Raw genomic sequence first — 12,946 nt, 5'->3', positions numbered from 1 at the left:
GGACTATCATGGTGCACGTCGGCGGGTGCCCTGGCTTACCGGGCGCGCCCGTTCGGCATGGACTGCGAAGTACGGAAATCGGAGCACAAGGTATGGGACGACACCAGCGAGCCGAAACCGCGGGATTGGTGTCGTGCCTGTTCTGCGCCATCATGGGCGGTCTGGCCATGTCGCTCTATATGATGCTGGCGCCGGCCATCTGGCAGATCAGCCAGCGTTTGTTCACCGTCTGCTCCGGCATCGTCGCGGCCTGCGGCGTCATCTCGTTCTGCAGCGGATACATCAGGGGATCCAGTTCGTTCACGCTGCGTAACGGCTGGTTCGCTCCCATCCGCCGTGTCGCGGAAACGTTCGCGTTGTCGGTGGTGTACGCGGCCACCGCCTTCCTGACCTCCTTCCTGATTCTCAATATCGCCAACGGCATCATCGGCACACAGATGTTCGTGGGATATCTGGTCGGCGCGTGCGCGGGCCTGTCCGGTGTCGTCGGCTATCTGACCTTCGTGCAGGCCCAGGCCATGCGGGCCAAAACCCTCGCCGCACTGCTGCCGTTCTTCGTCATTGCGGGCGTCGGGGGAGCGGGCATGACCACCGATGACCCGTGGTGGTTCGTCAACAATTTCTCCCGGCTCGGCGACCGCACCACGTTCGCCGCGTCCATGTTCAACACCACGCTGATCCTGGCGGGGCTGTGCGTGATCGTCATCAGCTACTTCTCCGTGTCCGAGCTGGTTACCACGTACCGGCAGCGTGAACTGTGGCATCGTCGGCGGTTCGACCGGCCGGGCAGGGACCTGCCGTGGTTCCGTTGGCGCATGGCCATACTGTCGGTGCTGCTGGCGGCGTGCGGCTGCTGTTTCATCGGCATCGGCAGCTTCCGTCAGACGCCGCACCCGATTGCCCATAACGCGTTCGCCTTCAGCCTGCCGGGCATCGCCGCCGTGCTGCTGCTCGCGCTGCCGTGGTTGGCGCCTCTGTTCTCCAAAGCCATGTATGTGGTCTCCGATCTGATCGTGGTCGTCGGCACGGTGGCGGTGGTCGTCTGGCGGTATGACATCACCTCGATGACCAATCTGGAGCTGCTGTTGGGCATGCTGTTCTTCGGATGGTTCATCGTGTTCTGCCGGCAGATCGCCGCGTTGGAGGCCGACCGCATCCAGGAACAGGTCGTCCACCTGCAGTTGGCCGCGGAAGGCGCGGACGCCGTGGACGAACCGTTGGAATCCCGCGTGGCATCCGACCGTTGACGATCGGCCCGACGGTCGACCAGGCTTCGCTCCGCATGGTAAGCATTTTCCCGAAATCGCCGTCGTTTCCCGATACGATGGACACTATGAGTGAATTCCAGAACCCCTGGCCCGCACCGCTGGCCACCCGGCCGTTGTCCGCCACCGTTACGATTCCCGGCAGCAAGTCGTTGTCGAACCGGTATCTGATCTTGGCCGCGATGGGGCGGCGGCCGGTCACGCTGGTCGGCTTGCTGCGTTCGCGTGATACGGATCTGATGATGGGTGCGTTGCGGTCGTTGGGCGTGGATTTTGAGATCGATCCGGATGATGAGACGACGGTGCGTGTCGTACCGCCGGCGTCCGGGCGATTCACAGGAGACGTGGACGTGTACTGCGGTCTGGCCGGCACGGTGATGCGGTTCGTTCCCGGACTGGCGATGTTCGCCGACGGGCCGGTGCGGTTCGACGGCGACGCGCAGGCCTACGCTCGCCCGATGAAGCCGGTGTTGGACGGGTTGGAACAGCTGGGCGCACACATCGAATACCACGGGGAGCCGGGACATCTGCCGTTCACGCTGACCCCGCCCGTGGCATCCGACGGTACGGATGCGCCGGCGCATACGGTGGCCATCGACGCATCCGGATCCTCCCAGTTCATTTCCGGTCTGCTGCTGATCGGCGCACGGTTGCCTGACGGATTGGAACTGCGCCACACCGGCGATCATCTGCCGAGTCTGCCGCATATCCGTATGACGGTCGCCGATCTGCGGGCGGCCGGCGTCACCGTGGATGCTGATGAGGAGCATCATCGCTGGCGTGTGCATCAGGGGTTGGTCCAGTTGCCAGAACGGGTCGTGGTGGAACCGGATCTGTCGAATGCCGCGCCGTTCCTGGGGGCGGCGTTGATTGCGGGCGGAACGGTGTCGGTGCCGTACTGGCCGCGCGAGACCACGCAGCCCGGCGGCCTGCTGCCGGGGATCCTGCAGGCCATGGGCGCCGAGATTACATGGGATGGCGAACCGTGGGGCGAGGTCGCCCCCGGTGAGGGCGCGCCAGCGGCAGCGACGTTGACGGTGCGAGGCGATGGCGTGATCCAGGGTCTGGGACGTTTCGATATGTCGGCGGCGGGGGAGATTGCCCCGAGCATCGCCGCGCTGGCCGCTTTGGCCGATGCCCCGACCCAGCTGGTCGGTATCGCCCATCTGCGAGGGCATGAAACGAACCGTTTAGCCGCGTTGGTGAGCGAGATACGGAGAATCGGCGCCGAGGCCGAGGAACTGGAGGACGGCATCGAGATCCGTCCTGTGCCGCGCGAACGGCTGCATGGTGCGGTGATGGAGACCTATGCGGATCATCGTATGGCCACGTTCGCCGCGATGATCGGTCTGACCGTGCCGGATATCGCGGTGGTCGATGTGGCCACTACGCGCAAGACCATTCCCGATTTCGTGGGTCTGTGGTCCGCGATGCTGGGCTGAGCCTTCTCGGGACTGCTGTTGACTATGTTGCGTAACCGGGCCGGTTTGTGCAACATAGTCAACAGCGCCAACAAGCCAACAGTTGAGTACCCTGCGGGAATGGCCCGATGGGCGCCAAGTAATGCACAGTACCACGAGTCAACAGTTGAATGGTCTGCGGGAACCGGCCGATTAACGCAAAGTATGCAACAGCACCAACCAGTCAACAGTTGAATACCTTGCGGAACCGGGCCGGTTGTCGCAAAGTATTCAACAGTACCCAGACGGCGGCATGGAAGTGAACAGTTGAAAAGGTGTCGCTAGCCGGGTGGAACGGATATACGGGCGGACTGATTCGGATATAAAGAAGGGGCTTCACGGACGGATGCCGTGAAGCCCCTGTTGTCTGTCAGGCAGTCAGCCTTTTACTCACTTGGTGAAGACGTTGCCGTAGGAATCCTTGCCCTCCTCGGCGATCGCGGCGGACTTGCGGGCGATCGCAAGCTCCTCATTCGTCGGGATGACGGCGATGATGATGGAGGAATCCGGGGTGGAGATGACGCGCGGTTCCTTGGAACGGGTCGCGTTCTTCTCCTCGTCGAGCTTGACGCCGAACGGCGCGAGCTTGTCGCACACCATCTTGCGGACGATGTCGTCGTTCTCGCCGACACCGGCGGTGAAGGTGATGACATCCACGCCACCCATCTGGGCGGTGTAGTTGCCGATGTAGCCAACGATGCGGTGCACGTAGACGTCCAGAGCCAGCTTGGCGTTCTCGTCGCCGGCCTCGACCAGCTTGTGGACCTCACGCAGATCGCCGTGGCCGGTCATGCCCATCATGCCGGAGCGCTTGTTGAACAGGGCATCCAGCTCGTCCACGTTCATGTGGGCGTTGCGGATCAGGTGGAACACCACGGCCGGGTCGATGTCGCCGGTACGGCCGCCCATCATCAGGCCCTCGAGCGGGGTCAGACCCATCGAGGTCTCGACCGGCTTGCCGGAGATCTCGGCGGAGGCGGAGGCGCCGTTGCCGATGTGCAGCACGATCTGCTTGAGGCCTTCGGCCGGCTTGCCGATGACATCCGGGACCACGGAGGAGATGAACTCGTGGCTGGTGCCGTGGGCGCCGTAACGGCGGATGTGGTACTGGTCGGCGATCTCCTTGTTCAGCGCGTAGGTGCTGGAGGCCTTCGGCAGCTGGAAGAAGAAGGAGGAATCGAACACGAACACCTGCGGGACATCCGGCAGCAGGGCGCGCATGACCTCGGCGCCGACGGCCTCAGGGCCGTTGTGCAGCGGGGCGAGCACGGCCAGATCCTTGACCTGGTTGATGGTCTTGTCGGTGACGAGCGCCGGGTTCGGGAAGATCGAGCCGCCCTGGACCACACGGTGACCGACGGCGACGATGCCGGCATCGGCCAGCTTCGGGCCGTACTCGTCGAAGAAGCCGAGCACGCGCTTCAGGCCCTGCTCGTGGTCGTGGATGGGCTCCTCGAGCTCATGCTTCTCGCCGTTGTACTCATGCTTGTAATGGCCGTCGACCGGTTCGCCGATCTTCTCGACGAGACCGGAGGCAATGCCTTCGCCGGATTCGAGGTCGACCAGCTGGTACTTGATCGAGCTGGAGCCGGAGTTGATAACAAGGACGGTTTTCGCCATTGGGGCATCCTCCATGTGTGCTTCATTGATCCCGCGGATACGGGGTTTCCACCATCTAGAGTACTCGCCCGATACTACAAAACGGTGTAACCGCGTGCATGGGCCATGCAAAAAGCCTCCCCGAGAGGAGGCTTTTTGCTGTCAGCGGTCCGGGAAAGGCCTACGCGGGTTTCCCGGACGTTCCGGGGTCACTGCGCCTCGATGGCGGTCAGGGCCACGGTGTTGATGATGTCCTGCACCAGCGCGCCGCGGGACAGGTCGTTGACCGGGCGGTTCAGCCCCTGCAGCACCGGGCCGACGGCGATCGCGCCGGAGGAGCGCTGCACGGCCTTGTATCCGATGTTGCCGGCGCACAGGTTCGGGAACACGAACACGTTGACATGGCCGGCCACATCGTTGCCCTTGGCCTTGGCGGCTGCCACGGTGGGCGACCACGCCGCGTCGAACTGGATCGAGCCGACGACGGCCAGCTCCGGGGCCTTCTGCTTGACGATGGCGGTGGCCTCCTCGACCAGATCCACGTCCGGTCCCTTGCCCGAGCCCAGCGTGGAGTAGGAGAGCATGCCGACCTTCGGTTCGATGCCGAAGGCCTTGGCGGTTTCGGCGGACTGGATGGCGATGTCGGCCAACTGTTCGGCGTTCGGATTCAGGTTGATCGCGCAGTCGGCGAATACGGCCACATGGTCCTTGAAGCACATGAGGAACGCGCCGGAGACCAGCGACTGGCCGGGCTTGGTCTTGATGACCTGCAGCGCCGGGCGCACGGTGTTGGCGGTCGAGTTGATCGAACCGGAGACCAGACCATCGGCCTTGCCGAGCACCACCAGCATCGTGCCGAAATAGCTGGCATCGGTCAGCGTCTTGCGGGCCTGCTCCTCGGTCATGCCCTTCTTGGCACGCAGCTCGCACAGCTTGGCGACCATGGGGGAGAGCACCTCTTCATCGTCCATCGCCTGGAACGTGGCCTTGTCCAGCGAATTGAGCCCCAGCTCCCTTCCACGGGCCAGGATCGCGTCCTTGTCGCCGACGATGATCAGGTCCACGATGTCGCGTTCGAGCAGATAGTCGGCCGCCTTGATGATGCGGTCCTCCTCGCCCTCGGGCAGCACGATGGTCTTCCTGTCGGCCTTGGCCTTGCCCAGCAGGCTATACTGGAACGCGTACGGCGTGACCGGGGCGGCATACGGGGCGTCCAGCGCCGCGATCACTTCGGCGGCGGGCACGTGGGCGTCGAACGCGGCAGCGGCGGCGTCGGCGTGCCCGGCATCGGAGAAGTCCACCGCCGGAATCGTCCAGACCGGGACGTCACCGGCCAGCGCGGACTTGACCTCGTCGGCGTTCTCATCCGGGCAGCCGGTCACGAACACGCCGAGCACCTCGGTGCAGGCCTTGCGCACCACGGCGGTGCAGGCGGCCACGGTGTCCTTGACCTGCTCCGGGGTGCGGTCGATGGCGCATACGGCCAGGAACACGGGGGAGGCCAGATCCGCGGCGACATCGGTGTTGAACGCGAACAGATCGGGATCGTTGACCGCAGAGCGATCGGTGCCGACGACCACCATGGCCTCGGGGGCGGCCGCGGCCACGGTCTCCTGATAGGCGGCCACGATATCGGCGCGCGAGCCTTCCTTGTCCTCGCGGGCGCGCCGCGGGCACACGCCGACGGCCTGTTCGCGGGTGATGCCGGCATTGGCCGCGGAAAGCAGCACATCGGTGAAGGTGTCCTTCTTGCAGACCGCCGGACGGAACACGCCGGTCTTCTTCTCCGAAGCGAGCGCACGGATGACGCCGTAGGCGACGACGTTGCGTCCGTTGGCGGCCTCGGGGCTGAGAATGCTGATGGTGGTAAGACTCACGATGTCTCCTTGTTCGGTTTCTGTGTGACCACTACGTTCACACTACACAGTCATTCTAACCATGCCTGTTCTCTTATGCCGACATGTGCCGCATGTTTTCCGTGCGGAGGCCGACGTACGGGCATACGAAAGAAGGCCCGGGATTTCCCGGGCCCTCAGGGACTACATGACCGTGTCGGTCAGGCGGTCATCACTCGTTGTCGCCAGCGGTGGCGGCGGTGGCGGTGACGGCACCCTGCACGTCGGTCTTGACATCCGAGTACACCCAGTCGGTGTAGTCCGGATGATCGTAGCCGTTGTCGACCGCGAACTGGAAGGCTTCGGTGCGGAAGGCCTCGAGCTCGTCGATCTTGTCGGCGTACTTGTCGGCGTCGATCATGCGCAGAGCCTCGGCGACGAGCTCGTAGCGATCGATGTCGTTGACGCGGACCATATCGAACGGCGTGGTGGTCGAGCCCTGCTCCTTGTAGCCGTGAACGTTGAAGTTATCGTGGTTCGGACGGTCGAAGATCAGGCCACGCACGTCGTGCGCATAGGAGTGGTAGGCGAACAGGACCGGCTTGTCGGCGGTGAAGATCTCAGCGAACTCCTCGTCGGTCAGAGCCTCGTCGTTCTCCTTGGCGGACTGCAGCTTGATCAGATCCACCACGTTGACGACCTTGAACTTGATGCCCATCTCGTTCAGCTTGTCGGCGGCGGCCATGATCTCCTGGGTCGGGACATCGCCGGCGCAGGCCAGCACGATCTGAGCCTCGTCGTTCGAAGCGGCGGTGGAGGCCCACTTCCACTCGGCGGCACCCTTCTCGAGCTCGGCACGAGCCTCGTCCAGGGTCATCCAGGTGGCGGCCGGCTGCTTGCCGGCGATGATCGCGTTGATCTGGTTGGTGGACTTGTAGCACTTCTCGGCGACGGCCAGCAGCATGTTGGAGTCGCACGGGAAGTAGATGTTCACCACATGGTCGTTGTTGAACGTCTTGTTCAGCAGGACGGAGGTGACACCCGGATCCTGGTGCGAGAAGCCGTTGTGATCCTGACGCCAGACGTGCGAGGAGACCAGGAGGTTCATCGAGGAGATCGGCTTGCGCCACGGGATCTCACGGACGGTGGCCTCCAGCCACTTCGCGTGCTGGTTCAGCATGGAGTCGATCACGTGCACGAAGGACTCGTAGGAGCTCCAGATGCCGTGACGACCGGTGAGCAGGTAGCCCTCGATGAAGCCTTCCATCTGATGCTCGGAAAGCTGCTCGGTGACCTGGCCGGTGACGGCCATGTGCTCGTCGGTCAGCTCGGACAGGTAGCCGGCATCCCACTGCTTGTTGGTCACCTCGTAGGCGGCCTGCAGACGGTTGGACGCGGTCTCGTCCGGTCCGAAGATGCGGAACGAATCCGGGTTCAGCTTGATGATGTCGCGGGTGTAGACACCGAGGCGACGGGTGGCCTCGAGCTGGCCCCAGCCATGGCCGAACTTGGCGACTTCCTTGACCTCGTAGTTGTCCAGCGGCGGGAGGACCAGATCCTCACGGATGCGGCCGCCGTTGGCGTTCGGGTTCTCGCCGATGCGCAGTTCGCCGGTCGGCATGAACGCGGTGACCTCGGGCTTGACGGCGCCGTTCTCGTCGAACAGCTCCTCCGGCTTGTAGGACTCGAGCCAGTTCTTGAGCACCTGGAAGTGCTCCTCGGTATCGCGGGCGGAAGCCAGCGGCACCTGGTGGGAGCGCCACGAACCCTCGGTCTTCTTGCCGTCGATGTACTTCGGGCAGGTCCAGCCCTTCGGGGTGCGGAAGATGATCATCGGGTAGAACGGACGGGTCATGTCGTCGGTCTGGGCCGCGGCCTTGATGTCGCAGATCTCGTCGAAGACGGTCTCGAACAGGTCGGCGAAGCGGCGGTGGATCGACATGTGATCCTCATCGTCGAAGCCGGCGACGAACTCGTACGGCTGGTAGCCCATGCCGTGGAAGAACTCGTGCAGCTCTTCGTCGGAGATGCGGGCCAGGATCGTCGGGTTGGCGATCTTGTAGCCGTTGAGGTGCAGGATCGGCAGGACGATGCCGTCGGTGCGCGGGTTGATGAGCTTGTTGGACTGCCAACCGGTGGCCAACGGGCCGGTCTCGGCCTCGCCGTCGCCGACGATGGCCGGCACGAACAGGCTCGGGTTGTTCATCACGGCGCCGTAGGCGTGCGACAGGGCGTAGCCCAGCTCGCCACCCTCGTGGATCGAGCCCGGGGTCTCCGGCGCGTAGTGGGACGGAATGCCGCCCGGGTAGGAGAACTGACGGAAGAACTTCTGCAGGCCAGCCTCATCCTTGGTGATGTTCGGGAAGTACTCCGTGTAGGTGCCGTCCAGGTAGGACTGCGAGGTGCCGGCGGGGCCGCCGTGGCCCGGACCCATGATGATCACGGTGTTCTGCTGGTGATCGGCGATGAGTCGGTTGATGTGGCCGATGAGGAAGTTCAGGCCAGGGGTGGTGCCCCAGTGACCCACCAGACGGTGCTTCACATCATTGCGAGTGAACGGTTCCTTCATCAGCGGGTTGCTGCGCAGATAAATCTGGCCGATGGACAGATAGTTCGAAGCGCGCCAGTACTTGTCGACGCCTTCGAGAGCCTCCTCAGAAACCGGAGCGTCAAGCTTCTTCCAAGGGGTGCCAATAACAGGACTCGTCATATGTACTCCTGTACTCCTGCACGGTGTTGTGCGATTGATACTTATCGTCGGTCGCGGACCTCCGGAAACCTTGCGATTCCGCGGTTAGCCCACGTCCAATCGTTCTTAATCCTACGAGGAACGTGCGACTTTGTGGTGATTTTTTGCTCGAGCGTTCGAAATTGTTAGGAAAATTTACTGGATTGTTCATGTTTCGTGGCCGGATTGTGAACACCGAGACTCGCCGGAATATGCCGGAAAACGGCGGAAAGTCAAGCAAAAACGGATTTGCGATTCGCTCGGCGCGTTCGTTTCGCGGGCTCGGATGCGGCGTGTTGGAGGTTGCAATGGTGCGTGTTGTGACATTCTCGAACCGGTTTATCGCGCGTGCCGCGCCGCCGCGGATGTCCCCTTGAACCGCCACAATAGACCTATTCACTCCACCCCGATGAAAGAGGAGAGCTTCATGGCCACAGGTCCGGTTCTTGTTGTTGATTTCGGAGCCCAGTACGCCCAGCTGATCGCCCGCCGCGTGCGTGAAGCGAACGTGTATTCGGAACTGGTGCCCCATTCGATGCCTGTTGATGAGATGCTGGCCAAGGATCCCAAGGCCATCATCCTGTCCGGCGGTCCGGCTTCGGTGTTCGAACCGGGGGCGCCGAGCATCGACCGCAAGGTGTTCGAGGCGGGCGTGCCGGTGCTGGGTATCTGCTACGGCTTCCAGGTTATGGCCTATGAATTGGGCGGCAAGGTGGACAAGGCCGCGTTGGGCGAGTACGGCAAGACCGCCACGGTGATCGACAAGGCCGAGGGTCTGCTGGACGGCTCCCCGGCGGACCAGAGCGTGTGGATGAGCCATGGCGTGGCCGTGGAGGCCGCACCCGAGGGCTTCGAGGTGCTTGCGCACACCGAGGGCGCGCCGGTGGCCGCCATGCAGGATCCCGCGCGCAAGCTGTACGGTGTGCAGTGGCATCCGGAGGTCAAGCACACGCCGATGGGGCAGAAGCTCATCGAGACCTTCCTGCATGAGTGCGCCGGCCTTGGCTCGGATTGGGACGCCTCCAGCATCATCGAGGACCAGGTGGCCAAGATCCGCGCCCAGGTGGGCGACGCCCAGGTGATCTGCGGCTTGTCCGGCGGCGTGGACTCCGCCGTGGCCGCCGCCCTGGTGCACAAGGCCGTCGGCGACCAGCTTACCTGCGTGTTCGTGGATCACGGTCTGCTGCGCAAGGGCGAGGTCGAGCAGGTCAAGCACGACTTCGTGGCCGCCACCGGCATCAAGCTCATCGCCGTGGATGCCGCCGACGACTTCCTGGAGGCGTTGAAGGGCGTCTCCGAGCCGGAGCGCAAGCGCAAGATCATCGGCGAGAAGTTCATCCGCACCTTCGAGAAGGCGCAGCGCCAGGTCATCGAGGAAGCAGGCGCCGAAGGCAAGGAAGTCAAGTTCCTGGTGCAGGGCACGCTCTACCCGGATGTGGTGGAGTCCGGCGGCGGCGACGGTGCGGCCAACATCAAGAGCCACCACAACGTCGGCGGCCTGCCCGAGGATCTGAAGTTCGAACTGGTGGAACCGCTGCGCACCCTGTTCAAGGATGAGGTGCGCGCCATCGGCACCGAGCTGGGCCTGCCCGATGAGATCGTCTGGCGTCAGCCGTTCCCCGGCCCGGGCCTGGGCATCCGCATCATCGGCGAGATCACCAAGGAACGTCTGGACCTGCTGCGCGAGGCTGACGCGATCGCCCGCGAGGAGCTCACCAAGGCCGGACTGGACCGTGACATCTGGCAGTGCCCGGTAGTGCTGCTGGCCGACGTGCATTCCGTTGGCGTCCAGGGCGACGAGCGCACCTACGGTTCGCCGATCGTGCTGCGTCCGGTCAGCTCCGAGGACGCGATGACCGCCGACTGGTCCCGTGTGCCCTACGATGTGTTGGCTACGATTTCGACGCGTATTACTAATGAATGCCGCCAAATCAACCGTGTGGTGCTCGATGTCACATCGAAGCCGCCGGCAACGATTGAGTGGGAATGATTTCAGAGGCCCGAAAAAGCCCGTAGTTACTGGGTTTTTGAGGGGTTAAGGCCCTTTGTGGCAACGATTTGGCAACACTTTTTCATTATTCATAAAAAGAGAGCTAACTGATTTTGATTAGTCAGTTAGCTCTCTTTTTCTTCTTATAGTGCTTCCTCTGCAATGCACTTCACATCAAGTTTATTTAAGATCCTATTATCAAAGTGCTTCATATGTGTTTCAACTAGACCTTCCAAGCGAGGTAGTTGTTCTTTCGTGGTAACTATAACAACAAGAAGTGTAAAATTTCGATGAGCAATTGTTTCGTAGTTTACTCCGGCATCGAAAAGACGATAGAGCACTTCTTTGAGTCTACCCGAAATGCTCACTGGTGATTTCCAGTATTTAACTTCTACGAGTAAGTCGATATTATCCTTTTTGGATACGCCAATAAAATCGCAATGATATTTACCCATGCGTATATTTTGCTTGAAAGTGTAGTTTCTTGAATATTTAGCAGTGAAATAATTATAGCAAAGGTCTTCGATTTCCTTATACCTATTGATTTGACATAAGTGAGTATCCTCCGAAATCGGGGGTGGTTCGTCAACAGTCTCCGCAGACGTTTCTTCTGATACTTCTTCCTCAACTTTTGCTTCCACTTCTTTGGCGCTCATTTCCATCAAACTTAATGTTTGCATTGTGGCCTCAGCATCAAGTTTCTTATCAAGATTTTTTTGAACTGATGTCCATTTGTATATGCCATACCCAAGAAAAAGCACTCCAAGACAAATGAAAATGCCACCAAACCAAGGGAATATATCGATGAAATATGTTGTTATAGAATCTCTATGTCCAATCATTTGCTGTGAATACTCGGATAATGCGTCGAAATCACTTTGACTTATTAAGATAGGCTCACTATTAAGTAAATAGACAAGTGCGGCAATGGGAAGTGCAATAAGAATTATTCCAAGTGAAACAAGAAATTTATATAGGCTGTCATATTGTAGTTTGTCCATATCTGTAGTCCCTTATTTTTCATCTTTTAATGCATTGATCAGAATATCACTAAGCCCCTGCGAAGGGACCTCTTTCCATCGCTGGTCCTCATCAAACTCCGGGTAGCGGTAGCGCCACTTGTCGTAATCCTCTTTGGAGATCTCGCCAGCCTCCAACATGGCAGCGGCCTGCTGCCAGGAACAGAGCATCTCATGCAGCCGGGCGGCGTCCTTGCCCTTCCGCACATCGACCTTCAGGCAGACTTCTCCATCCACCTCGCTGATCTTGAGCCCGTAGTTGTCCTCCAAAGTAAACAAGGTGTGCATCAGCCCCACATAGGAGTCTATGTCCGGGACAGAGAGGGCATGGGGAGAGACATCCAGTACCTGGGCTAAGGCGGCAGTCAGGTCCGCCTTAGGAGTTCTTGATCCTGTTTCGTATTGAGCAAGGCGCACATCGGCGGACTTCTCCGGGAAACCCAGCGCCATACCAAGATATTTCTGTGTCATCCCCCGAAGGAGACGGAAAAAGTGAATCCGTTCGCCAATCGCCATATCACCCACTCCAATCGTTGGTTGGGGGGTGGTGACGTTTTGTTGGACTCCGGTGTCCTTGTTCTTTGATTATGCCATGAGTCCGAGCTCACGTCTTCGTTTGGCGATGCTGGTGCCGAAAGTGAGTTTGATCCTCTCGTCCCGGTACCAGGTCATGTATGCGTCCAGTCGTTCGATGAACCCCTTGATGGTGACGCCGGCGAAGTCGCGCCCGTGGAAGAACTCCTGCTTGAGACGCCCGAAGAACCCCTCCGCGGCCGCGTTGTCCGGGGAACAGCCCTTCGCGCCCGTCGACCGGGTCAGCTTGTGCTCTTTGCGGATGCGGATCCATCCGGGCCACCGGTAATGGCAGCCGCGGTCGGAGTGGATGATCGGATGCTCCCCGTCGCCGAGCGTGGAGCACGCGTCGCGGAGCATCCGGTTGGCCAGCTCGGCGTTCGGGCTCGTTCCGATCGTCCAGGAGACCGGCATCCCGTCACAGCAGTCGATCACAGGCGACAGGCAGACCTTGCCCGCGGGGATGCGGAACTCCGT

The 12,946-nt window shown here is 61.2% G+C and carries 9 protein-coding genes; 3 read left to right on the top strand and 6 right to left on the bottom strand.

Going from position 1 to position 12,946, the window contains the following annotated elements; genetic code table 11:
- Nucleotides 1-92: 92 nt before the first annotated feature.
- Together OU11_RS01380 and aroA are read left to right on the top strand one after the other, a co-directional pair.
- Nucleotides 93-1,247 (top strand): hypothetical protein, encoded by a 1,155-nt coding sequence (locus OU11_RS01380; RefSeq protein WP_033514079.1) that lies wholly within the window; start codon nt 93-95, stop codon nt 1,245-1,247.
- An 86-nt stretch (nt 1,248-1,333) separates the two neighbouring features.
- On the top strand, nt 1,334-2,707 hold the full coding sequence (gene aroA / locus OU11_RS01375; protein ID WP_033514077.1) for a 3-phosphoshikimate 1-carboxyvinyltransferase: 1,374 nt from the start codon (nt 1,334-1,336) through the stop codon (nt 2,705-2,707).
- A 408-nt stretch (nt 2,708-3,115) separates the two neighbouring features.
- Here aroA and OU11_RS01370 read toward each other — a convergent pair whose 3' ends face one another.
- From OU11_RS01370 to OU11_RS01360, 3 genes are all read right to left on the bottom strand, one after another.
- Nucleotides 3,116-4,345: an acetate/propionate family kinase gene (locus tag OU11_RS01370; protein ID WP_033514076.1), complete on the bottom strand. Its 1,230-nt coding sequence runs from the start codon at nt 4,343-4,345 to the stop codon at nt 3,116-3,118.
- Between the two features lie 188 nt (nt 4,346-4,533).
- Nucleotides 4,534-6,201 carry a phosphate acetyltransferase gene (gene pta, locus OU11_RS01365; protein ID WP_033514075.1) on the bottom strand — a complete coding sequence of 556 codons (1,668 nt, stop codon included), beginning with the start codon at nt 6,199-6,201 and terminating at the stop codon, nt 4,534-4,536.
- Nucleotides 6,202-6,391: 190 nt separating this feature from the next.
- Nucleotides 6,392-8,869 carry a phosphoketolase gene (locus OU11_RS01360; protein WP_033514074.1) on the bottom strand — a complete coding sequence of 826 codons (2,478 nt, stop codon included), beginning with the start codon at nt 8,867-8,869 and terminating at the stop codon, nt 6,392-6,394.
- Between the two features lie 445 nt (nt 8,870-9,314).
- On the opposite strand from OU11_RS01360, the gene guaA reads away from it, so the two are divergent.
- Complete coding sequence (gene guaA / locus OU11_RS01355; RefSeq protein ID WP_033514073.1) at nt 9,315-10,877, top strand: glutamine-hydrolyzing GMP synthase; 1,563 nt, start codon at nt 9,315-9,317, stop codon at nt 10,875-10,877.
- Nucleotides 10,878-11,020: 143 nt separating this feature from the next.
- On the opposite strand, the gene OU11_RS09130 is transcribed toward guaA, so the two are convergent.
- The 3 genes from OU11_RS09130 to OU11_RS01345 all read right to left on the bottom strand — a co-directional run.
- Nucleotides 11,021-11,878 (bottom strand): hypothetical protein, encoded by an 858-nt coding sequence (locus OU11_RS09130; protein WP_152597027.1) that lies wholly within the window; start codon nt 11,876-11,878, stop codon nt 11,021-11,023.
- Nucleotides 11,879-11,890: 12 nt separating this feature from the next.
- The gene (locus OU11_RS01350) at nt 11,891-12,412 is read right to left on the bottom strand and encodes a helix-turn-helix domain-containing protein (protein ID WP_033514072.1); all 522 of its coding nucleotides are present in this window, start codon (nt 12,410-12,412) and stop codon (nt 11,891-11,893) included.
- A gap of 69 nt (nt 12,413-12,481) precedes the next feature.
- A partial coding sequence (locus OU11_RS01345; protein WP_033514071.1) for a DDE-type integrase/transposase/recombinase occupies nt 12,482-12,946 on the bottom strand: 465 nt, incomplete at its 5' end.

Source organism: Bifidobacterium pullorum DSM 20433 (assembly GCF_000771405.1).
GTDB lineage: Bacteria > Actinomycetota > Actinomycetes > Actinomycetales > Bifidobacteriaceae > Bifidobacterium > Bifidobacterium pullorum.
Note: the sequence above shows the minus strand (reverse complement) of the source record. Positions and strands in the feature narration are given on the sequence as shown.